The sequence below is a fragment of the Streptococcus cameli genome (assembly GCF_053207365.1).
In genome coordinates this window covers 49,141-71,328 of the sequence record NZ_JBRUIM010000001.1, presented here as the reverse complement: position 1 = coordinate 71,328, position 22,188 = coordinate 49,141, and the positions used below count along the sequence as shown (strand labels likewise).

At 40.5% G+C, this 22,188-nt stretch carries 22 protein-coding genes and 1 other RNA gene; 1 reads left to right on the top strand and 22 read right to left on the bottom strand.

The window, feature by feature from the left end; genetic code table 11:
* Window positions 1-134: 134 nt before the first annotated feature.
* Entirely contained in the window at window positions 135-1,076 is a 942-nt protein-coding gene (locus ACVR1I_RS00345) for a sugar-binding transcriptional regulator (RefSeq protein ID WP_447442070.1), read from the top strand.
* 149 nt (window positions 1,077-1,225) lie between these two features.
* Here the strand turns inward: ACVR1I_RS00345 and ACVR1I_RS00340 are convergent, their stop codons facing one another.
* The 22 genes from ACVR1I_RS00340 to ACVR1I_RS00235 all read right to left on the bottom strand — a co-directional run bounded on the left by ACVR1I_RS00340 (window position 1,226) and on the right by ACVR1I_RS00235 (window position 22,186).
* On the bottom strand, window positions 1,226-1,873 hold the full coding sequence (locus ACVR1I_RS00340; protein WP_447442069.1) for a VanZ family protein: 648 nt from the start codon (window positions 1,871-1,873) through the stop codon (window positions 1,226-1,228).
* Window positions 1,874-2,376: 503 nt separating this feature from the next.
* A complete protein-coding gene (srlE, locus tag ACVR1I_RS00335) occupies window positions 2,377-3,387 on the bottom strand; it encodes a PTS glucitol/sorbitol transporter subunit IIB (RefSeq protein ID WP_447442068.1) in 1,011 nt (336 codons plus the stop codon).
* Between the two features lie 27 nt (window positions 3,388-3,414).
* A complete protein-coding gene (gene srlA / locus ACVR1I_RS00330) occupies window positions 3,415-3,933 on the bottom strand; it encodes a PTS glucitol/sorbitol transporter subunit IIC (RefSeq protein ID WP_447442067.1) in 519 nt (172 codons plus the stop codon).
* Between the two features lie 73 nt (window positions 3,934-4,006).
* Window positions 4,007-4,969, bottom strand: a complete 963-nt coding sequence (locus tag ACVR1I_RS00325; protein ID WP_447442066.1) for a sugar-binding transcriptional regulator — start codon at window positions 4,967-4,969, stop codon at window positions 4,007-4,009.
* A gap of 57 nt (window positions 4,970-5,026) precedes the next feature.
* Window positions 5,027-5,392 (bottom strand): PTS glucitol/sorbitol transporter subunit IIA, encoded by a 366-nt coding sequence (locus tag ACVR1I_RS00320; protein WP_447442065.1) that lies wholly within the window; start codon window positions 5,390-5,392, stop codon window positions 5,027-5,029.
* Window positions 5,393-5,404: 12 nt separating this feature from the next.
* Window positions 5,405-5,776, bottom strand: a complete 372-nt coding sequence (locus ACVR1I_RS00315; RefSeq protein ID WP_447442064.1) for a transcriptional regulator GutM — start codon at window positions 5,774-5,776, stop codon at window positions 5,405-5,407.
* Window positions 5,777-5,850: 74 nt separating this feature from the next.
* Window positions 5,851-7,098 carry an NAD(P)H-dependent oxidoreductase gene (locus tag ACVR1I_RS00310; protein WP_447442063.1) on the bottom strand — a complete coding sequence of 416 codons (1,248 nt, stop codon included), beginning with the start codon at window positions 7,096-7,098 and terminating at the stop codon, window positions 5,851-5,853.
* Between the two features lie 211 nt (window positions 7,099-7,309).
* The gene (locus ACVR1I_RS00305; protein WP_447442062.1) at window positions 7,310-7,675 is read right to left on the bottom strand and encodes a PTS glucitol/sorbitol transporter subunit IIA; all 366 of its coding nucleotides are present in this window, start codon (window positions 7,673-7,675) and stop codon (window positions 7,310-7,312) included.
* Window positions 7,676-7,714: 39 nt separating this feature from the next.
* Window positions 7,715-8,707: a PTS glucitol/sorbitol transporter subunit IIB gene (gene srlE / locus ACVR1I_RS00300; protein WP_447442061.1), complete on the bottom strand. Its 993-nt coding sequence runs from the start codon at window positions 8,705-8,707 to the stop codon at window positions 7,715-7,717.
* Between the two features lie 18 nt (window positions 8,708-8,725).
* Entirely contained in the window at window positions 8,726-9,274 is a 549-nt protein-coding gene (gene srlA / locus ACVR1I_RS00295) for a PTS glucitol/sorbitol transporter subunit IIC (RefSeq protein ID WP_447442060.1), read from the bottom strand.
* 36 nt (window positions 9,275-9,310) lie between these two features.
* Complete coding sequence (locus ACVR1I_RS00290; RefSeq protein WP_447442059.1) at window positions 9,311-9,790, bottom strand: transcriptional regulator GutM; 480 nt, start codon at window positions 9,788-9,790, stop codon at window positions 9,311-9,313.
* Window positions 9,791-11,656 carry a BglG family transcription antiterminator gene (locus ACVR1I_RS00285; protein ID WP_447442058.1) on the bottom strand — a complete coding sequence of 622 codons (1,866 nt, stop codon included), beginning with the start codon at window positions 11,654-11,656 and terminating at the stop codon, window positions 9,791-9,793.
* Window positions 11,657-11,679: 23 nt separating this feature from the next.
* A complete protein-coding gene (locus ACVR1I_RS00280; RefSeq protein WP_447442057.1) occupies window positions 11,680-12,480 on the bottom strand; it encodes an SDR family oxidoreductase in 801 nt (266 codons plus the stop codon).
* 196 nt (window positions 12,481-12,676) lie between these two features.
* The gene (locus ACVR1I_RS00275; RefSeq protein ID WP_447442056.1) at window positions 12,677-14,026 is read right to left on the bottom strand and encodes a glucose-6-phosphate isomerase; all 1,350 of its coding nucleotides are present in this window, start codon (window positions 14,024-14,026) and stop codon (window positions 12,677-12,679) included.
* 145 nt (window positions 14,027-14,171) lie between these two features.
* Window positions 14,172-15,038, bottom strand: coding sequence for a glycosyltransferase family 2 protein (locus ACVR1I_RS00270; RefSeq protein WP_447442984.1), 867 nt, complete (start codon window positions 15,036-15,038; stop codon window positions 14,172-14,174).
* Between the two features lie 56 nt (window positions 15,039-15,094).
* Window positions 15,095-15,192: signal recognition particle sRNA small type (ffs, locus tag ACVR1I_RS00265), an RNA gene on the bottom strand.
* 38 nt (window positions 15,193-15,230) lie between these two features.
* Entirely contained in the window at window positions 15,231-15,704 is a 474-nt protein-coding gene (tadA, locus tag ACVR1I_RS00260) for a tRNA adenosine(34) deaminase TadA (RefSeq protein WP_447442055.1), read from the bottom strand.
* A gap of 70 nt (window positions 15,705-15,774) precedes the next feature.
* Window positions 15,775-16,908 carry an ABC transporter ATP-binding protein gene (locus tag ACVR1I_RS00255; protein WP_447442054.1) on the bottom strand — a complete coding sequence of 378 codons (1,134 nt, stop codon included), beginning with the start codon at window positions 16,906-16,908 and terminating at the stop codon, window positions 15,775-15,777.
* A gap of 130 nt (window positions 16,909-17,038) precedes the next feature.
* Entirely contained in the window at window positions 17,039-17,881 is an 843-nt protein-coding gene (locus ACVR1I_RS00250) for a helix-turn-helix domain-containing protein (protein ID WP_447442053.1), read from the bottom strand.
* A gap of 264 nt (window positions 17,882-18,145) precedes the next feature.
* Window positions 18,146-19,627, bottom strand: a complete 1,482-nt coding sequence (locus ACVR1I_RS00245; RefSeq protein WP_447442052.1) for a glycoside hydrolase family 32 protein — start codon at window positions 19,625-19,627, stop codon at window positions 18,146-18,148.
* Between the two features lie 5 nt (window positions 19,628-19,632).
* On the bottom strand, window positions 19,633-21,252 hold the full coding sequence (locus tag ACVR1I_RS00240) for an ABC transporter substrate-binding protein (RefSeq protein ID WP_447442051.1): 1,620 nt from the start codon (window positions 21,250-21,252) through the stop codon (window positions 19,633-19,635).
* A gap of 46 nt (window positions 21,253-21,298) precedes the next feature.
* Window positions 21,299-22,186 (bottom strand): carbohydrate ABC transporter permease, encoded by an 888-nt coding sequence (locus tag ACVR1I_RS00235; RefSeq protein ID WP_447442050.1) that lies wholly within the window; start codon window positions 22,184-22,186, stop codon window positions 21,299-21,301.
* Window positions 22,187-22,188: the final 2 nt, after the last annotated feature.

Genomic DNA, 22,188 nt, shown 5'->3' with positions numbered 1-22,188 from the left:
TTTTTTGCAAGCGTTTTTATATCTGTTTTTATTATATCATCCCAATATGATAGTGTAAAATATTTTCGGGTTTGTATTTTACAATTGTAAAATTTTTGTTTAAAATAGAATTAAAAAATAAGGATTTTTATAAAATGAAAAATCGAAATCAACTAATCTACCAAACAGCTCTGCTTTATTATGAAGAAAATAAAAGCCAAACTGAAATCGCTAAACAACTTGGTATCAGCCGACCAACGGTTGCCCAATTTCTAAAAGAAAGCAAAGACAAGGGAATTGTCCAAATCCGGATTTCACCGCCTCTCTCTTCAGGAGCCGACCTCAGCAAGCAACTCATTGATAAATTTAATCTTCAAACAGCCATCATCACCAAATCCGAGGTGGCAGATAACCAAACAAAAGTCCATATCGGAAAAGCCCTAGCTGAATTTATTGAACACCGTGCTTATAGCTTGCAATCCATTGGGATTGGTTGGGGCTCCACACTGTATGAATATGTTCAAGCAGCCAATCATCATTCCTATAAACACCTAACGATTGTCCCCATGATGGGAGGAGCCAGTATGGAATTGCAACACCTACACTCCAACCACCTTTGCTTTCGACTAGCTGAAAAATACCAGGCCTCTGTTAGCTATTACTACGCCCCTGCTATTGCTGATCATGAACTCCTTAAAGAAGAATTGATGAAATCAACCTTTATCCGTGATGCCCATAAACGAGCACTTGGAGTGGATTTAGCCATTGTCAGTATTGGAAACCCTGCCCAATCATCGACCTACAAACAATTAGGGGTTGTCTCCAAAGAAGATGAGGCGGAAATTCTAGACAAAGAAGTTATCGGAGATGCCTTAGCCACCTTTTATGACAAAGAAGGAGTACCCGTCCCCATTGCCTTAGCCAAGCGTATGGTAGGCCTTAGTTTGGACGAGTTGGAAATGATGAATGAGGTTGCAGTTGTGGCTTCCGGTAAATCTAAAGCTCCCAGCTTATTTGCCCTATTGCAAAAAGGCTGTGTGGACCACATTATTGTAGACCAAACCATCGCTGAATATTTGCTTGCAAAAGAGTACTAAGCAACAGATTCGAAGGAACATTCTGTGACGGTAGACACGGTCTGAGCCTAATGAAGAGCATCTTGTAGCTACCGTTCGACTATGATGACAAACAAAACCAGAGCCCCAAAATGGAAGCTCTGGTTTTTTAGTATAGAGACATACTTGTCCTACATTATCTTATTGTCTCTTACAACAAGATAATAATTCCCCTTTTTTTGTAGAATCCATCCACTTGAAAATACTAAATCAAGCAATAAATATCCAAGTAAAAATCCACAAGTATTTAAAAGAATATCAACAATATCAAATATACCTAGGTGCAAGAAGTATTGACTAAGTTCTAGCAAAATGATAAAGAATAATCCATAAAAAATAGAACGGCGGAAAGCGAGGTGTTTTATAAAAAATAAACTGCCTAAAGGGATAAAGAAAAAAATATTACTAAGGAATTCAAATGGACTTTCTAAAAAAAGCGAAATAAGATTTAAAGGATTGAGATTAATCCCTTGTATCCCCCTACTTTTTAATAAAACAACCACAAGAAGAAGAACAATGTAAAGAGATGTTTGCAGCTTCCAAAATGGAATAAAAAAGCGTAGATGCAGAAGTTGCCAAATGTTAATTGCAAAAAATAATGTTAGAATAAAATGTCCAACAATAACAAGTGCAGTATTACCAAGAATCTGTGTACCTCTGCCCCCTAACAACATTGCTATGTAAGGGTAGGCAACAAATGAGTAAAAATGAGCCCATGCAAAAAAGAAGAAAATTGCAGAAATAATGGTAAGAATCAAAAAAAGAAGTTTTTTCTTCAAAAGAGTTCTCCTAATCTAAAATTTATGGTATACTATATTAGTATTTATTAATACATTCTATCATATTTTTAGCTTCTTTTACAGCTACTATCGTTCATGCAGCGGTTGCTTTTAGTTACGAAGGTTGGAATATTAAAGGTAAAAATTCTTTGAGTTCAACCTATCTCTCAAAACGTCAAAAAGTAACCATTAAGCATTACCAAAGAAGAGATTATAATCGTAGTGGAGTGGGACTGCGAGTAGAAATTCAGCGCCATAATGGCTGGACTTGGTCTACTGTTGACTCACGAGTATTTTATGAAACAAGATCAGCAACCTATTCTAAAACACTTAATTCCGGTACATACCGCATGTACTTTGGAACGACTCAATCAGGACAATCTTACTACATAAAAGGCACTTTTAATAAATGATTTAGTGGACAATCAAAACAAAACCAGAGCCCCAAAATGGAAGCTCTGGTTTTTTAGTATAAAGGTATGCTTGTCCTACGGACTTGATGTCTAATACATACCGATACTGAAAACCCAACCAATCACAACAGCAAGAGCTCCTGTCACAATACGGCTATATAGGATAGCTGGAACTCCGATTGACACTGTTTCCGGTTTAGCTTCACCAAGTGAGAGTCCAACTGGGATAAAGTCACAACCTACTTGTGCATTGATGGCAAACAAGGCTGGTAGAGCATAAGTTACCGGGATTGTTCCTTGAGCGATTTGAGTACCAATTAGAACCCCGATAACTTGGGCGATAACTGCCCCTGGTCCAATAACTGGGGAAATGAAAGGGATACTACAAATAAAGGCAATCACGATGAATCCTAGAATAGATCCAGACAATGGTTCCAAGAGGTTCGCAATCACATTTCCCACACCCGTATAGTTGATAATACCGATAATGGTACTCATGAAGGCCATGAATGGGATGATGTTTTTGAAGAGCATCTCTACAGTATCGCGACCTGCTTGGTAGAAAATCCCCATAACATTACCGATACCACGTGAGAAGCGAACAATAAAGCTATCACTAGATTCTTGATTTGCTTTGTGCTCTGCTTTGATTTCCGCATACTTTTCTTTGAACTGCTCTTTTTCATCTGCAAGAGTAGTAGCTTCAACAATAGGAGTGTCTGCAGGGGCATCGGCTAGACTCACACAATCTGCTTTCACACCAGAAACAAAGTTCTTTTCATTGATGTGTTTAGCAAGCGGGCCTGACGGAGAGGATGGCAATACATCCAAGGTTAAAATTCCCTTCATTGGGTAGACACCAATACGGGCTGTTCCACCACAATCGATGACGGCTGCAGCGATTTCAGCATCTGGAACAGCATTTTTGAATCCATCTACTGCTTCTGCTCCTGTTAATTCGGCAACACGTTGTGCTACTGGATGGATTCCCCCACCTGTAACCGATACAATCTTATTTTTTTCTGCTGTTGGGTGAACAAGAAGCCCATCTCCCCAACCATTGTCTCCACGACGTACAAATACTGCTTTAAATTCTGACATTTCTCTAAACCTCTCTATTTCTTTCTACTAGGCAACTCGTTTCATCAAGTATTTTGTAATCCGTTCGGTTACTACACCACGGATTAAAATAACAACGAGACCAGCTAAGAAATAACGTACAGCCAAGCTACCTTGTGAATAGCCTGCTTCAACAACACCATTTGCAATTCCTAAGAACACAAAGAGCTCACCAGCATTGGCATAAGGAAAGAGGCCTGTTACAGGGTGAATCATACTCACTGCTGCATCATAAAAGGCTGGCTTTTCTTCTTCTTTCAAGAATTGACCAAAGGTATAGGCCATTGGGTTTGTTAAAATCAAACAAGCCAGTGTTGGCATTACCGTATAGCGTAAGATTGTGTATTTCGCACTTAGTTTCATAAAGCGATCCACACGTTCTCGACCAATCAAAGCAATAACCGCATTCGTAAATGTTAGAAGAGCAACCAGGAGGGGAACAATCCCGGTAATATACCCAACAAACTGTTCACCACCTGCTTGGAACATTCCAATAAAGTTTTCTCCAAACCATTCAATAAATTTCATTTATTTCTCCTTTTACGCTCGTTCGTAAGCGTTTCCATTTTATTTTTTTTAATAAACCAACCAACAATGTTGATTAGTTTATTGTTGTAACTTCTTTTAAAATTGCTTGTGCTGTCTCATCGGTTGTAATGAGAATGTTAACCATTTTGTATTCCATAGCCACTTGAATTGCATGTGCTTTGGAAGTCCCATAAGCAATTAACATTTTTTCAGAAATCTGTTTTAAATCCTCTAAGGATACTCCCATAACTCGATCATTGATTTTAGAAAGAGATTTTCCCTGATTATCAAAAAACTGTGAGTTAATATCTCCAACACCACCCATTTCATGGAAATGATGGACATCTTCAACACTAATATAACCAGTTTTAACCATCGTACTTTCTTCTTCCAGTGCAGCCAATCCAAAAATCCCTAAATCAACTTGTTTTCCTTGATTTAAAACACAAGATATGGTCGGATCCTGTTCCAATTCTTTCTTCAGAGAAAGATTAGAAATCATTGCTGGAACATATAAATAATGAGCTTGCGCTCTGAATTTTTGAGCAACAGTTTGAACCAATTGATTAGCATGAAGGTAAAAGTGCTCATTTCCCATCCCACCAATGAGAGGATAGATATGATAGTCTGATTGGTGCAAATAAGGCAGGTAATGAACAACATGGTGCAGGGTATTTCCCCATGAAACACCAATCCGTTTAATGTCGGAGTGTCGACGCAGATATGATTCAATATAGTTTGCCGCCACTCGACTGACTTTTCGTTCAATCTCTGATTTTGTTAAACCAATGGTATCAACGACTACAGCATCTGATAGAGAAAAAACTTCTTCCAATTCTCTCTCTAATTTTGTTGTGTAGACAGATTGACTATTAATAAAGATTTCGACGATTTTAGCTTCACGTGCTTCTATCAGCATTTTTGAAATCAAGGAGCGAGAAACTCCCATCTTTTTTGCAATTTCAGCTTGTGTCATGCCCTCGTCATAATACATGATAGCAACTTTAACGTAATCTTTTTCAGTATAATTATCCATATTTAAACCCTACTGTCTTTGTTTTGATACAGAAATTATACCATGTATTGCATCAATTTAATTATTGATAATTTTCATTGTATCGCCAGGATTCAACTGAGGGAATACAGATGGTTCTACAATAATAGATCCTGGTAATAATTCCTCATCACCTTTTTTCATGTAAATAGCAACATGACCCAGTTCTTGGAAATTAGCATTCGCAGCACTTCCAGCCTCAACTACAGTATATTCATAGCTGCCAAACTGAAGTTTTGTCCCTACTTTAAGTACGACTTCATCTGGATTAGAGGCCTTATAGTCATGTACAACCGAAATAGCCCGTAATTCTGGTGGAGCCGTTTCACCAAAGAGAATGACAATTAATTCTTCCTCAAAGGCTGGAACCATTTCCCCAATTTCAACAACAGTAAATTCTTGCATTTCGTTCTCCGATTATTTGTATTTTTCGATTAAAGCTTGGACAGCTTTGACCCTACCATCTTTCTTGTTTGATTCGACAAGAGGAATCAGTTTCTCATCTAAACGGTGTCCTATCAATTGCTCATAGGGTTGAAACTTAGAGAAAATCGTCATCCCTTTCAAAGAATACGCTTCTTTGATGATTTTTGATTTATCCATGATTACCACTACAACATTTGATGATAGAAGTGTTTTATTCACTTCGGAAATCAACTGGTAATCTTGCGTATCCTGGTATTTTTTTACCAAAGTCCCCATGAAGTTTTGGTAGTACTGCACTTGATAAATACTCAAAATTAATTGAAAGAGCATGACAACCGTTAAAACAATTGCTAATTCCCCCACTGCGAATCCTCCTCAGAAATAAGATAAAGCATTTTCTATTTTATCTTATTTTCAATTCATTTTCAATTTCTTTTCTATCCAAAAGTTTCATCCTGCAACTTACGCAATTTGTAAACTGTTGTAGACTCATCTAATTGGATATCATCCAAGGTCAAGAATGTTCCGTTTGGAATATCACGTTTCGCATATGAGTTTCCACCAACAAGACCGATTGGTACATTGTTATTTTTACGCATATCTTCATGTGTTTCAATCACACCACGTACACAATATCCACCAATTCCATCAATTGGTTCACCTGCTTTAATATCACGTTTTGCGACTGCAACAGTCTCAGCAACAGGTGCTCCCATCGGGACAATTGCGTGGTCATGTTCAAGAACTGCACGTGCTACTGTCAAAGGTGTTTCTAAACTGCACAGATGATATGGGCGATAAAGAATATGGTGGTCGCGATCTCCTACTTTCATCAAGTAATTCATCTCATGTTTCACACCCTCGTTTTGTCCTTCTACGATAACAAAAACTCCTGGTGCAATTCCATCAATATATTCAACAACTCCGAATTTGTCAAGAACACCACCGTTTTCTTTCAAGTCTAATTTGGCAACAGTTTCCTGTAAATCAGCAGACTCTCCATGCATTCCTGGAACATCTGGTACAAACCCAATAGCATTTGCCAAAAGGTTCATCTCTGCCATTGTCTTGGTTCCATCTTGAAAGGCAGCTAGCATATGCGCGTTCATTTTCTTAGCTGCTGCTTCTTCCGCTGCTGTGTCTGGATTGGCCTCAATTTTAAGTGCGTTATTTTTTCCTTTACCTGCAACAAGCACTTTCATTCCCATGCTTTTTGCAAATTCATATAACTGAGTTGTTGCTGCTGGCTCATCACCATCAGATCCTGTATAAATCAAGCCAGCTGAATCATACATTTTTTTCATCAACGGGCCAATTGTGATGTCTACTTCTACGTTCAACAAGACTAGGTGTTTTTTTGCAATCAATGTTTCAAGAGAGATTTTTGCTCCAACCTCTGGAACACCTGTTGCATCTACAATAACTTCAACATTTTCAGAATTAATCACTTCTTTAAAATCAGTTGTAATTTGAATATCTACTTTATTTTTAGCAGAAGCATTATAGGCAGCCGCAGCTCGTTGGGCATTTTCAATATTGATATCGCTAATACCACGAACTTCCATACCTGGAATCGTTGAGATTTGAGCAATCATCCCAGTTCCCATTTGACCTGCACCAATAACACCAACTTTAATTGGGTTATTCGCTGCTTCACGTTCCAACAATTTACCATATAAAGTCATGATAGACCTCCCTTTTTGTCATGTGACACTATTTGTGTCATTTGTTTTACATGTCCATTGTAAACCCTTTCTTGTCATATGTCAATAAATATATCAAATGTTTTTTAAATTATTTTTTTCACAAACTTATCGACGGAAGATTGATTTGATAGGTCTTATCCTAATTTTTCACAAAAACACCCCCAACCAATCACCTGGTCAGGGGCTTATTTTATGCTTCAATTGTGATCAAACTGCCTTCAGATACTGTTGGCAAGGTATCCGCTTGGACATGGAGTGTTCCTGGGAGAGAACCTTCTGCTGAACCATCAAAATTGATAGTGATGTGGCCTAGATTACTGAGGTTTTTCTCAACGACGTCACCGACTGCAGTAATCGGATAGCTTGCTCCATCAATCCTTAGAGTAGAACCAACTGATATGGTACCTGTTAGCTCTTTGTTATCGATGGTGAAGCAAAACTCTGCCAAATCAACAGGCGCTCCTTCTCCAAACAAGATTAGCATATTGGTTGCTTCAATCATACCAGCTGCTTCTGGCCCAATTGCAACAACTTGTGTGTTAAAAATAGTTGACATGTGGAAGTTCTCTTTTCTATTTTAAAATAATGGGGATGCTTATTGGTACAAGCCGATGCTGGCTACCCAAGCAACGATAACACGTGGTACACCGCTCAAGAAGCGAGAGTACAATACAGATGGCACACCGACTTCGACCGTTTCAGATTCCGCTTCAGAAAGACCAAGGGCTACTGGGATGAAGTCACAACCATTTTGTGTATTGATGGCAAAGAGGGCAGGAAGTGCCATTTGTGGTGGGATGTTTCCTTTGCCAATTTCCACACCAATCAAGGTACCGATGATTTGTGAAATAACTGCACCAGGACCCAAGAGTGGAGAAAGGAATGGCAAGGAACAGATAAATCCGATTAAAATCAAGCCCCAAACATTACCAGCAAGTGGCACCATCAACTTGGCAATCCAGTTTCCGACACCAGAACCGTTGATAATTCCGATCAAAAGGGATACGAAGGCCATAAACGGCAAGATGGTGTTGAGCATGGTCTGGATGGCTTCACGGGCCGCTTGGTTAAAGACCGCCACGACCTTACCAGCTCCCATACCGATACGGGCGATGAAACTAGATTCTGCTCGTTGTTCAGTAATTTTCTTAGAAGTATCATAGGTGACTGTTTTTGGAGTCTCTTTCACAGGTGTTGCAGCAACTACTACTGCATCATCTGTTGCAGAAATTTGGTCTAAGCCAACAGCTGAAACATAGATGTCTTCTGTGATGTATTGAGCCAACGGACCTGATTTACCAGTTGCGACAATATTGATCGTTGGAATTCCTTTTTTCGGATAAATACCACAGCGAAGGGTACCACCACAGTCTACGATGGCCAAGGCGATTTCTTCATCCGGAATCGATGTTTTAAAGCCATTCACAGCTTCCATTCCTGTTAGTTCAACAATTTTATCAACGATAGCAGGTTTTTCACCACCACCAGTGATGTAGATAAATTTGTGTTTTTCAGCAGTGGGTGTTATGACCAACGGTCCACCAAATCCGCCATTTCCTTTTACAACTTTAATGCTATTATATGTCATGATTATTTGCTCCTCGTTCTAGTTCAAATCCAATGTTTTGCTAAGGGTTACACCTTGTTGCTTACATACCCAAGCTGTTGTAAAGTCTGTGATCCAACCTGCAAAGAAGTTCATGACCAAACCGATCAACATATAGCGAATCGCAAGATCCATGGTGTTCAAGCCAAGGGCTTCCACACCAGATGCAATCCCCAACCAAACAAACAATTCACCTGGATTGATATGCGGGAACACACCATTTGAAGTATGACAGAACTGCATTTGTGATGCTACGAAACTTGGCTTGTAGTATTCTGGCAAGAAACGTCCCATGGAAATAGCCATTGGATTACCTAGCATGAAGGCTGAAATAAAAGGTAAAATCATGTAACGGCTGATTGGATTTTTAGCTGAAACTTGTGCCAACTTATTGACTTTGTCTTCTCCTAAGAGGGCAATCAAGGCATTCATAGCCACTAAGAGCATCAAAACGACTGGGACGATACCTGTCATCCATGAGATGAAGGTCTCGCCACCGAGTTGGAAGAGCTTCATAAAGCCTTCAGCAAATTGAATAATGTATTTCATAATGAACTCCTTTTCCGATTGTATCGGTTATTTTATTTACGATTTTTTAAATTGTTGCTTCATTCGAGCAAACAACAGTTTACTATGCAGGGCCACGTCAACGACTGGTGCATATTTTGGAACATCCTTGTAGACTCCTGCTTCCACACGAAGGAAGACTTCTCTCGCATCCTCAATAGCAATCTGCAAGAGTTTATTTTCTTTACGAACCAAGGGATTGTAAGTATCTAAATAATGGATATCTTGTCCAACATAAGCCGGCATATCTTTGAAACTGGCCAAAACGGTTACACCTTGCATTTTCTTGGCTGCTAGTACCTTTGCGTCTTTGTCAATAGCAAAGAGAACAATGGTCCCCGATTTGATTTTCCCAGCCCGGCGGCCAATTGCAACCCGTCCCAAGCGACGCATTTGGGAATAGGTCTCATTGAAATGCTTGAGCTGACGCATACCAAATACGATTTGTAAGAGATAGGCTCCCACACAGAATAAACCAAATACTATGACAAAACTCATCTAAAATACTCCTTTTTCTTTTGTAAAAGCCATCCATTCACTTTCTGTCTGAATCTGTCTGATGTCCGACTTTAAAGTCTCATCACTAGCAATCCGGAAAATATCGTCATACAGCTCTAGCAATTCCGTCTCCATCTTGCTTTCTACTTGATGAGGAATGGCGACGAGGAAGATTAATTCAAGTGGTTGACCTTGGGATTGGTCTACTTCCTCCAATACCCCCAACATCAAGACGGTTTTTTGGTCCATTTTGTTGATGGTGTGGGGAAAACCAATGCCATTTCCAAAGACGGTGGATTGCTTGGCTTCTCTATCTATCATCCGTTGGCTAAACCCTTGGTCTACCAAACCTTCTTTTTCCAAAGAAGAAGCCATTTCAATTAGGTAATCCTCGTATCCATCCATTTTTGGAAGCCACATAAACCGTAACTCAATGGTTTCCAAATTTTTCTGATGGTAGCGGTGCACCTTTTGCCACTCCGTTTGCAACCACTGATCATCAAAGAGATTGGTCAAATGAATGACCGGTGACTTGAGGTGCCCTAGCTTCAAGGGAATAGTTGTAAAGATAGCAAAGTAATCATCATCTTTTTCAGGATTGAATTGCTCCTCTGAATATTGGGTAATCTCAATATCCTGTCCCAAGACACGTGACAATTGCCGACAAATCATATTGGCAGTCCCACGTCCTGTTGTACACACGACTGCAATTTTGCGTTGTTGCAATTCCGTTTCTTGTTCGCTTTCCCGCAAGATCATCTCAAAATAGAGAGCTAAATAACTGATTTCTGACAGTTCCAGTTGGTAATTGAAATAGGATTCCAATTTTCGACTGGCTACTTTGGCCATTTCAAAGGCTAGAGGGTATTTTTGCTTGATTTCTCCGTGGAAAATATCATTGGTCTGCACATGGAAAATCAACCGGTTAACCAAAAACTTCAAGTGATTGTGCATCTCAACATAGAGACGTTCCTCGTCAAAATGAACATTAAGTGTCTCTTTCACACGGTGAACCATGTCCATAAAGATGGTATGCAAATCGCCCTTTTGTTGGCTGACGTAGGTCAAGCCATCCACATATTGTGTATTGAGAGGGAAGCTGAGGAAATCCTGCTCATATTGACTAAGAGAGAGCTGGTAATGGATTTCAATATGGTAGATCAACTGATGAAGGAGGTCAGCTGACTGCAACTCATTGGCAAAATAAGCAATGGGTTCCGTCAACTGGCAATCTCTTTTCAATCGTGCGACCGTAATGGCTACTACCTTAATCCACAAATCTTGAATCTTCTTTGGAATCTTATATTTGTAGCATAAGTCCTCTAAAAATTCTTGAGTTGCTTCCGACAAGGTATCAGACTCAAAATAGGCATAGACTGTGTGAAGATAGAGGAGACGAAGGTGAATTTCTTGCCCCTTCACTTCCAAACCACGATTGGGTCTGCCGATGATGTGAACCTGGTACTTGTCAGCCAACTCCTTCACATGCTTTAAATCCTTGTTAATAGTCGTTCGACTGACCCCAACTTCTTCTGCTAAGTCATCAATCAAGAGAGGGTCTTGACTTTGTAAGAGCCGACGGATCAGATAGGCCGATCGTTTGCTGGCTGAATTGAAATCAGTTTCTTTTCGCAGGCTTCCAGACAGAATCTCTTCCAACCGAGCATAATCATAAACTGCCATCGTCACTTGATTGTCGATCACTCTGATGTCGATGTCTGAATCCAACATCTCATTTAACTGTTCGAGGCTTTTGTGCAAGGTAGACAAACTCACGTTCAGGTCCGCTCGCATCTCGTCCAAAGACACACTTCCTTGTGCGACCAACATTTCCAAAATGCGATACCAACGAATAACTATTGCCACTTTTTTACCTCTTTAGTCTTTTTTTATCCGCGCGTCTTCCCACCTGCCACGTTGGTTGTGATCCCTGTGATGTAGCTTGCACGGTCAGAGATGTAATAGGCAACAAGGTCCGCTACTTCTCTTAACTGACCACTGCGTCCCAGTGGTGTAGTAGATGTAGATGCATAACCTGCACGAATTTCATCAACTGTTTTTCCCCTAGTATATCCGAGTGCTTCTTCATAGGCAAGTGTTCGAAGTCCAGTAGCTTCCATAATTCCTGGTGCAATTCCGACAACACGAACATTGTATTTGCCCAATTCCTTGGCCCATGAGCGCGTATAGCTGTATACAGCAGCTTTAGTAGCTGCGTAGGCACTTTGTCCCTCAGAACCTTCCAATCCAGCTTCAGAGGCCATGTTGATGATCACACCTTTTTTCTTGTCAACCAAGATACGGCCAACTGCTTGACTCACCAAGTAAAGACCTTTCTGGTTGATCATGGTAATCTTATCAAAGGTTGCATCATCAAGTTCATATTGACCATGCGGATCTTTTGGATCAATCAAGAGACGTGGGATATTGATCCCAGCATTATTGACAACAGCATCAATAGTGTCAAAACGTTCAACTGTTGCTGCAACCGCTGCTTCAACTTCTGCACGAGATGTAACATCTACTTTTTGGAACAAAAGATTTTCGTGGCTTTCGCCATTGTCTGCAATATCAAAATTTGCAACATTGACGCCCAATTCCAATAGTTCATCCACAATTGCTTTCCCAATTCCAGACGATGCGCCAGTGACAACCACTGTTTTCCCAGCAATATTTAACCAATCTGCCATGTGATACTCCTTTTTGATTCGGGCACAGCCCAACTCTTATGTTTTACAAGTTTTATTATAAACCGCTTCCATTAACAAATTAAGACACACTTTTTTTGAAACTTAAAAAATTTAGTGACCTAATCCAAAAATAACTTTTTCAACACAAAAAAAGATGAGACTACGTCTCATCTCTCATCTTTTCGTTTCTATAAGATTACAAACGGGCGTTCAACTCAGCTGCCAAGTCTTCGAAACCTGGTTTGCCGAGGAGGGCAAACATATTTTTCTTGTATGCTTCTACACCTGGTTGGTCAAATGGATTAACCCCATTGAGGTAACCAGAAGCCGCAATCGCCAATTCGAAGAAGTAGATAACATAACCAAGAGTAAACTCGTCTTGCTCTGGCAAGGTAATGTACATGTTTGGCACGCCACCATCTGTATGGGCTAGAAGCACACCATCTGTCGCTTTCTTGTTGACAAAATCAACATCTTTTCCTTCCAAATAACCAAGACCATCTAAGTCTTCTGCCATTTCTGGAATCAAAACATTCTTAGTCGGCTTGTCTACACGGAGAACGGTCTCAAAGAGGTCACGACGACCTTCTTGAATAATCTGACCGATAGAGTGGAGGTCGGTTGAGAAGTTAGCAGACGATGGGTAAATCCCCTTGTTGTCTTTTCCTTCTGACTCACCAGCCAATTGTTTCCACCACTCTGAGAAGTATTGAAGAGATGGCTCATAGTTGGCAAGGATTTCAGTTGTATAGCCCTTGCGATAAAGGATATTTCGAAGAGCTGCATACTGGTAAGACTCGTTGGTCTTTAAATCAGCTGAAGCATAGGCTTCACGAGCCGCAGCTGCACCAGCCATCAATTGGTCCACATCTGCTCCAGATGCTGCAATCGGAAGCAATCCAACTGCAGTTAAGACAGTGAAGCGTCCACCGACACTATCTGGAACAACAAAGGTTTCCCATCCGCTGGCATCCGCTTCTACTTTTACTGCACCACGGACCTTGTCAGTCGTAGCGTAAATCCGTTTGTTAGCTCCTTCTTGACCATATTTCTTGATCAAGAGTTCCTTGAAGACACGGAAAGCAATGGCAGGCTCTGTCGTTGTCCCAGATTTAGAAATCACATTAACAGAGAAATCCTTGTCGCCAACATATTCCACCAAATCTGCCAAATAGGTTGAAGAAATAGAATTTCCTGCATACAAGATTTGTGGGGCCTTGCGTTCTTCTTTAGTTTGCAAGTTTACAAATGAAGAATTTAAAAAGTCAATGGCTGCTTTAGCACCCAGGTAAGAGCCACCGATACCAATCACCACCAAGACATCACTGTCTGATTGGATTTTTGCTGCAGCTTCTTTGATACGAGCAAATTCTTCCTTGTCGTAGTCTTGTGGCAAATCAAGCCAGCCCAGCATTTCCGCACCTGCACCTGTACGGTTGCGAAGGTCTGCATCAACGGCAGTGATTTGGCTTTGCATGTAGTCCAACTCATGTGGTTGGATATAAGTTTCTAGTAATTTTGAATAATCAAATTGAATATGTGCCATAAGGTTCTATCCCTTCTTAATTTCGTTTCCTTATTATGATACCCTTTTCTTGGAATTTTTTCAAATCATTTTAGATATTTTATGAATATTTTCACAAACCTGTTTTAGTAAAGTAAAATTTTTCCTCAACAAAGTAAAACAAAGCTTATCTAACAAATTGATCCATGAGTTCCATTTTAACAAGTAATCCCTTATAAATTGAGGTATGAGTTAGGTCTGATTCTTCCAGCTGGCGTTTGCAAATAGTACAAACAGCTTTATAAGATGTTAACATAATCTCTCTGCTTACTTGATCTGCAATCAACATATCAAGGATAAATTGCTCTGTCAAATATAGGTTATCCTCAATCTGCTTCAACGAGCGTTTCCGATTGGTAATACTTCCAGATCGTTTCCGGTAACAATACAGAGCTTCCTCTATATACATCACCTTTTTGCTCTTCATAAATAAACGTGGGACAGCCACAGCATCTTCATGGATGCGTTGATAGGGAAAATGGATTCCTGTATGTCCTTGAAACAAACTGGAATGATAAAGTTTCCCCCAAGCAGAAAAAAGCATCGCCCGTTGTCCGGTACAACGCTGAAAGAGATAGTCCTTCAACGAAACAACACCGTTTGCAAATAGAGGTGAATAATAAAGAAAGGCACTCCTTTCCTCAACAAAATCATATTGATCACAAAAAACAAGGTCTGCATCGTGCTTCTGTGCTTCCGCTAACAAGCGTTCTACAAAGGTAGGGCTAATTTTATCATCACTGTCGACAAAGGTCAAATACTCTCCCGAAGCATTTGCAATTCCAATATTTCGTGCGTCTGACAAGCCAGTATTTTGGCTTTTTTGGACAAATTGAATCCGATTGTCTTTTTCAGCATATTCCATACAAATAGCAGCTGATCTATCTGTTGATCGATCATCAACAACAAGAATCTCTATCTCTGTATATGTCTGCTGCAAGACACTGTCCAAACATTCTCTAATATAGGGTGCAACATTATAAACAGGAACAATAATACTAACAAGTACCTGACTTTGATTGACATACTTTGATTCCTAATTTTCTAATAAATACCAAAACAAAAAGAGCACACATCTGACTTCGCTTAGGGCTGCTGGATTCCTCCCCTGACCCGCTTCACGCACAAATGTTGCTCCAAAGACTATTATAGCATATTTTATGAAATCTGCAAGCCTCGGTTAACCCTACTTCTTCTCTAGCCTTCTCTTTCGGAAAAATTCTTGCATCACAGAAGCACATTCCTCTTGTAAAATTCCTGTCTCTACTGCGACACGGTGATTAAGGCGGACATCCGTCAAGATGTCATAAAGACTGCCTGCCCCTCCAAACTTCTGATTACTGGCCCCATAAACAACGCTCGGAATGCGGGCAAGGCCAATGGCTCCACTGCACATGACACAGGGTTCAATGGTCACAAAGAGGGTCGTATCCAAGAGACGCCAATTGCCCTCTGCCTGGTTAGCTTCTTGAATAGCCATGATTTCCGCATGTAGAATGGCTTGCTGGCGCTCTTCTCTAGCATTGTGTCCGCGACCGATAATGGTCCCGTTTTTGACAATGACACAACCAATTGGAATCTCGTCTTTTTCAAGGGACTTTCTAGCTTCTGCCAAAGCCTCCCGCATAAAGTATTCTTTTTCTTCTTGTGTATAGTCCATGCTCTTATTATAGCACAGCTTTTCCAAAAGAAAAAACCACCGAATCCGTTGATCCAGTGGTTGAGTCTTCTTAGCGAATCGCTTTTTCTGTTTCTTTGTCGAAGAAGTGTCCTTTGCCAACATTGAAAGTTAATTTCACTTGTGAACCTGGTTCATGGTAGTCACGCGCATCAACACGTGATACGAATTCTGTTGAACCGGTCTTCACATAGAGCATGGTTTCAGAACCGAGAAGCTCAGATACCAAGACTTCCGCACTCACACTTGCGTTTGGATAAGTATCATGAACGATTTGGGCACTTGAAATGTCTTCTGGACGGATACCAAATGTCACTTCTTTGCCAACATATCCATTTGCTTCAAGGATTTTAGCTTGACCTTCTGGAAGGGCAATTTCAAAACCATCCAAGCTCACCAAACGATCTTTTTCAACTGTTACAGTGAAGAAGTTCATAGCTGGGCTTCCGATAAAGCCAGCAACAAATTTGTTAGCTGGTGTGTTGTACAATTCTTGCGGTGTACCAATTTGCTCAATACGTCCGATTGTCCCAGATCCATCTGGGTTTTTCGTTGAACTCATGATAACAATACGGTCAGCAAGAGTCATCGCCTCTGTTTGGTCATGGGTTACGTAAATGGTTGTTGATCCGATACGGCGGTGGATTTTGGCGATCTCAGTACGCATGGATACACGCAATTTGGCATCCAAGTTTGACAATGGCTCATCCATCAAGAATACTTTTGCATCACGGACAATCGCACGTCCCATGGCAACACGCTGGCGTTGTCCACCAGAAAGGTCTGCTGGTTTGCGTTTCAAGAATTCTGTCAATCCAAGGATTTGTGCCGCTTCGTTAACGCGTTTGTCAATCTCATCTTTTGAGTATTTCCGCAATTTCAAACCAAAGGCCATGTTGTCATAAACTGTCATATGTGGGTACAAGGCATAGTTTTGGAAAACCATGGCAATGTCACGGTCTTTTGGTGCCTTGTCATTGACAACTTCACCATCGATTTTCAATTCACCTTCAGTGATGTCTTCAAGTCCAGCCACCATCCGAAGCGTTGTGGATTTACCACATCCTGAAGGACCAACGAAGACGATAAATTCTTTGTCCTTGATGTCCAAGTTGAAATCTTCAACAGCATAGTGAGTGGCATTTGGGTATTTTTTAAAAATATGGTTTAGGTTTAATTCGACCATTTGTCTTCTCCATTTTCTTTTGGTATTTGTTACATTTAGTATACCAAAGAAAGCGATTTCATATAATGGTCACCTGCTCCAATTTTTTTGGGCAATTTGCACAAAAGAAAAAACCAGCCTGAAGCTGGTCTCATTCTTTCAATAATAATAGATAACAAAGGGCTAAATCGTCTAGGTTTTTCAGGTTCAAACCACTGAGATTGGTGAATTTTTCCAATTTGTATTGGAGAGAATTCCGGTGCATAAAGAGCAATTGGGCTGTTTGCACCAAATTCCCATGGGTTTCCCACATGGCACTAACAATCTCCCGCATCTCCTTGCTGTCATCCATCCATTGTAAGACTTTTTGAGAGAGCCCAGATAGGTCTATCTGATGTGCCAACCCCCATAAAACCAAACGGGAAAAGGTCATGATGCTAGTGCTCCGCTTTTCCTTTAAATAAGATGAAAAGAGTTGGTTTTCTTGTTGGAAATAGGTCGCTAAGTCTCCCTCTTGTAGCCTCGACCAACTGTTGCCAAAGAACACTGTCATCCGAATACCAAAATCGCTTTCAATGGCTGGAAGAGTGTCTTTCATTACTTCAATAGCGTCGATATTTTTCTCTTGGTTCAATACTAAAACAGTCCGATGTTGTGCTACCCGAGCGATCGCTAGACAGTTGGGCAATAAATTACGGTACAATTCCAGCAAATCATCAGATAAGGTCATTGTGTGGTCAATGTAGACTAACTGGGCCGATTCAATTTTTTGAGGTATCGGAGCCAGCCCCGTGAAATAACGAGACCAATCATCCTCTGGGAGACCATCTTCGATTTGGAATTGCAACAGTTGCAAGAGCACTTCTTCTCTCTCAGTTAATCCCGCAACTGGAATATGGATAAAATCATTTTCTTGCTCTATACTAATCCAATCCGATCCCATATTTGACTGGTGATTTCTTATGGCATTTGGGAAAAAATCCTGTACATTCATCTCTTTCGTTTCCTTTTCTTTCTCCATTATAGCACAAGTCCAGGCTCTCGCAAAATAGCTCCCCAAACGAAAAGACCGGCCCATCTTGAACCAGTCTTTTCTAGGAGATTTATATGAAAAAGAAATTTTTTGTAGTAGCTTCAACTACTATGCTAGTAGTATAATCCTCTAGCCTTAAAGAAAGCTAAAGAATTTCTTAAGAGTTTCTAAAAGAAAAAGGAGAAAATCTTCTCCTTTTGTACTTCACTATACAAATTCTGTTCTTTAATCTTTCCAGTCAGAAATACTAAATTCGTGAACAAGTAGGTCTCCTTTGCTATCCAAACGTAGGTGGGCAGACTCTTCTCGACTATAGAAGGTCATGCTCATCGTATAGGCTTGATTCACCAACACTTCAAGCGAAGAGGTATCGCGAACCAGTTCCAATTGAAGCGGACTCTCCTTGGAAACGGTGAGGCTACGGCTTTCGACTTGTGGTGTTTCTTTTCCAGCAATGGTGTAGCCATAGCCTTTTCGGCTCAAAGTCAGTAAGGACTCCGTCGCATCATAGGATAGGGTGATGGCTGTTTTTTGGTCTTGGGCCATTGGATAAGACAGGGTCCAAGATGTGTCTGTTTCAAGGGACAATTGCAACAATTGTTGGTTTTTAACGACATTTTCTAAGACCAACGGTTCGTCACTAGAAATGCTTCCTTGGAAGTTTTCTGTTTCTTCAAAGGCATCATAAAGACCACTTGGGTTAGATTGCAACAGTTGCAGATTTTCAACCCGCACCTTGCGGGCCAAGGTCATAAGACCTGCCCAGTTGTGATTGAGGTCATCTGTCGGGATATTGCGTTGCCACATCTGCATCCAAGCAATCATATAACGATCGCCTTTATCATCGATACAGGTTTGCGGAGCGTAATAGTCATGCCCTCCGTCGATTTCATGCTCGTTTTCCACCTTGAATTTTCCTGTTTCCCAATCCATGTCACCGATAAAGGCAAGGGTTGAGTTGATATTATGGTAGGCATGGCCTTGGCGCTTCATCTCAATCGGTGAAAGGATCAAGACCCATTTGCCATCTAGGTAAAAGAGGTCTGGGCATTCCCACATGATTCCTTGATCCGGTGTCCCTTCTAACAGAACGGATTTGAATTGCCAAGTTTGCGTTTCATCATGGGACTCAAACAAGAGAACTTGTCCTCTGCTATCCGCCGTTTTGGCTACTACAACTGAGTAGTAGACACCATCATGGTAGAGCATTTTGGGATCCCGGAAATCCACCGTAGTCCCAATTCCCTCGATGTCTTTTTCGGCCAAAACAGGGTTATGCACGGACTTTTCAAAATGAATCCCGTCTGTCGAGTAGGCCATACACTGAATTTGATGGTCGGCACCATCTTTTCGCACACAACCGGTGTACATGAGGGCCAACTTCCCATCGACCACCAAGGCGCTTCCTGAGAAGCAACCATCCTTGTCGTATTCCTCGCTAGGAGCAAGGGCCACCGGAAGTTCTTCCCAGTGGATCAAATCTTTGGATTTGACATGTCCCCAGTGCATCGGTCCCCACTGACTTGAATAGGGATGGAATTGGTAAAACAAGTGGTATTCCCCTTGGAAAAAGACAAAGCCATTTGGGTCATTTAACCAACCAACGGGCGTTGCCACATGAAAGCCAGGGCGAAAGGTGGAATCCACCTTTTGCCGGTTCGCTTTGATGTAACTTTCTGCTTTTTGTAATACACTGTTTTGAATCATAAAGACTACTCCTGGTTTTTAAGATAGTCATCAAAGTAGTTTTGTTTGATTTTCACTAACTCAGAAACGCCATATTTTTCAAGATCAGCTTTGTAAGCATCCCACTCTGAATCAATGTTTCCTTTTGTAATCCACTCTGAACGCTTGCGGTATACAAAGTCATTCAAATCCGCCTCAATTTGTGCAATTCTGTCTAAGTCTTCTTCTTGCATAAAGACGCGTGGATAAATGTACTCGTTGTTCATGTGTGGAACATAATGTTCTTTCAATAGATCCAAACGCCATTTTGCATCGTCTGGCATCGTTGTAACTGTGCCATAGTACTCATCCAAGATAGCCAATGGACCACCTACTTCTGTCTTTTGGCGTAGCTCAGCTGGAGCAGTACCATCCAATGGTAAATGTTTCAACATTTGATTCGCTTCGTCAAATTCGAAAATATTTTGCTGCTCTTTATCACCATAGGTTCCCCAGTTGTTTTGAACAGATTGGAGCGGTGCATATTGCGCATCAATCCACTTAGCTGTTAACTCTAAATTTTGGTTGGCACTTGTGATAACCATTCGGTCACGAGAAAAGCCAATTCCATTTGTACGTGCGATATGTTTTTGGCCACTTGGTCCAGACAATGCTGGGAGGACAACATAGTTCTCCGCTCCAGTTACGTTGTTTGCATCCCAGGTGAAATAAACACCATAGATTTCATCGGCACCTTTGGAGATATACGTATTCCAGTCTTGCTCAAAGGCTTCTGAATCAAGCAACCCTTTTTCGTAAAGAGAGTGCATGTATTTGACACCTTCTTTATAGCCATCGTTGTCGGCTGTAAAGTCAACTTTTTTATCATTTCCTACGACAATATGGTCATCATTGTCACCTTCGCCAAAGGCACCGAACAAGATTTTGAAATCTTCGTTTCCAGCTCCATTGATAAAGGACATTGGGATTTCATCTGCTTTGCCGTTTCCATTTGGATCTTTGGTCTTAAAGGCTTCTAAGACGGTTACCAATTCATCTGTAGTCTGTGGAACTTCCAAGCCAAGCTTATCTAACCAAGCCTTATTGATCCAAGCCATGTCGTTCACACTATGAATGGACTCTTTCCCATCTCCCAACTCCTCAATCCATGGGAAAGAATAGATATGGCCATCTGGTGCTGTAATCATTGCCTTATATTCTGGATTTTCATCCAAAATTTTCTTGAGGTTTGGCATATGTTCTTCGATCAGTTCTTCAACCGGAACAATCACGCCTTGTTTTGCCCAAGACATCAATTCAACATCTGATGCATTATCATTATGAATAGCATCCGGTAAATCACCACTTGAAATATCCAAGTTCCGCTTTTCTCCAAAATCAGACTGGTAGTTTGTCCAAGCAATTTTAACATTGGTTTCTTCTTCTAAGCGACTGAAAATCAATTTTTCATTTGGATCTTTAGGTGCTAGTGGTGAGCTGGCTGTCATAAATTTTAAAGTAACGGTTTCTTCCAAAGGAAATTGGACATTTTTTAATTCATAATCAGGACTAGCTGTTCCTTCTTTCGATCCACAAGCAGCTAAGAGCACTGATGTCGCTAGTAACGCAACCATACCAGCTGATTTCCATTTGTTCATTTTTTTCATTTTGAAACTCCTTTTATATTTTAATTGTAATGAATGAAAAACAAAATTATCCTTTAAGTGATCCTGCCATAATTCCTTTGTCAAAGTATTTTTGGAAGAATGGATACATCACAATAAGAGGGAGACTTGAAATGATAATCGTAGCATATTTTATCATTTCCGCAAGACGTTTCATCTCGTTCATCGCTGCTTGGGCCCCAATCATATCTTGACCAGGCTCGTTTTGAATTAGGATTTTTCGAAGAACGAGCTGCAATGGTTCCAAATCTGGATCCTTGATATAAATCATCGCATCAAAGTACGAATTCCACTGTCCAACAAAGGCGTAAAGGAACAATACAAACATGATTGGCTTTGCTAATGGCAACATGATTTTGATAAAGATTTGAAAATCGTTGGCACCATCAATAACTGCTGCTTCTGTCAATTCTTCTGGAATCCCTTGAAAATAAGTTCGAGCCAAAATAATATTCCACACATTGACAGCACCAGGAATGATAATAGCCCACACTGTATTCAACATTCCCAAGTCTTTAATTAAAAGATAGGTTGGAACCAATCCTCCACCAAAAAACATGGTGAAGATGAGAAATACATTGATCCATTTTCGCCCAACTAAATTTTTGCGTGATAAGGGGTAAGCTGTTAAGACTGAGATAGCTACTGTTAAGACTGCAAAACTAGTAGAATAAAATAAAGAATTTATGAAACCTCTTAAAATTGAGCTGTCTCCTAGAACCTTTTCATACCCCTGAAAAGTCCAATCGTCTGGATTAAAACTAATTCCACGTGTCGCTAAGACTTGGGGATCAACTATTGAAGCCAATAGAATATAAAGCATGGGTACCAGGGTAATTAGCACAAGAAATCCTACTAAAATCCGATTGACAATTAAGATTCGTCTGTCAAAATCTGTATATAATTTCGTATTCATAA

Coding starts and splice junctions, on each gene's coding strand:
- ACVR1I_RS00250 (WP_447442053.1), bottom strand. CDS start 17,881: ATGAATGTACAGGATTTTTTCCCAAATGCCATAAGAAATCACCAGTCA.
- ACVR1I_RS00305 (WP_447442062.1), bottom strand. CDS start 7,675: ATGTCAACTATTTTTAACACACAAGTTGTTGCAATTGGGCCAGAAGCA.
- ACVR1I_RS00320 (WP_447442065.1), bottom strand. CDS start 5,392: ATGCAAGAATTTACTGTTGTTGAAATTGGGGAAATGGTTCCAGCCTTT.
- srlA (WP_447442060.1), bottom strand. CDS start 9,274: ATGAAATACATTATTCAATTTGCTGAAGGCTTTATGAAGCTCTTCCAA.
- ACVR1I_RS00280 (WP_447442057.1), bottom strand. CDS start 12,480: ATGGCAGATTGGTTAAATATTGCTGGGAAAACAGTGGTTGTCACTGGC.
- ACVR1I_RS00310 (WP_447442063.1), bottom strand. CDS start 7,098: ATGACTTTATATGGTAAATTGTTGGAACGTGAAGCAGCGAATAACCCA.
- ACVR1I_RS00240 (WP_447442051.1), bottom strand. CDS start 21,252: ATGAAAAAAATGAACAAATGGAAATCAGCTGGTATGGTTGCGTTACTA.
- tadA (WP_447442055.1), bottom strand. CDS start 15,704: ATGGACTATACACAAGAAGAAAAAGAATACTTTATGCGGGAGGCTTTG.
- ACVR1I_RS00255 (WP_447442054.1), bottom strand. CDS start 16,908: ATGGTCGAATTAAACCTAAACCATATTTTTAAAAAATACCCAAATGCC.
- srlE (WP_447442061.1), bottom strand. CDS start 8,707: ATGACATATAATAGCATTAAAGTTGTAAAAGGAAATGGCGGATTTGGT.
- ACVR1I_RS00325 (WP_447442066.1), bottom strand. CDS start 4,969: ATGGATAATTATACTGAAAAAGATTACGTTAAAGTTGCTATCATGTAT.
- ACVR1I_RS00345 (WP_447442070.1), top strand. CDS start 135: ATGAAAAATCGAAATCAACTAATCTACCAAACAGCTCTGCTTTATTAT.
- srlA (WP_447442067.1), bottom strand. CDS start 3,933: ATGAAATTTATTGAATGGTTTGGAGAAAACTTTATTGGAATGTTCCAA.
- ACVR1I_RS00245 (WP_447442052.1), bottom strand. CDS start 19,627: ATGATTCAAAACAGTGTATTACAAAAAGCAGAAAGTTACATCAAAGCG.
- ACVR1I_RS00290 (WP_447442059.1), bottom strand. CDS start 9,790: ATGAGTTTTGTCATAGTATTTGGTTTATTCTGTGTGGGAGCCTATCTC.
- srlE (WP_447442068.1), bottom strand. CDS start 3,387: ATGTCAGAATTTAAAGCAGTATTTGTACGTCGTGGAGACAATGGTTGG.
- ACVR1I_RS00235 (WP_447442050.1), bottom strand. CDS start 22,186: ATGAATACGAAATTATATACAGATTTTGACAGACGAATCTTAATTGTC.
- ACVR1I_RS00275 (WP_447442056.1), bottom strand. CDS start 14,026: ATGGCACATATTCAATTTGATTATTCAAAATTACTAGAAACTTATATC.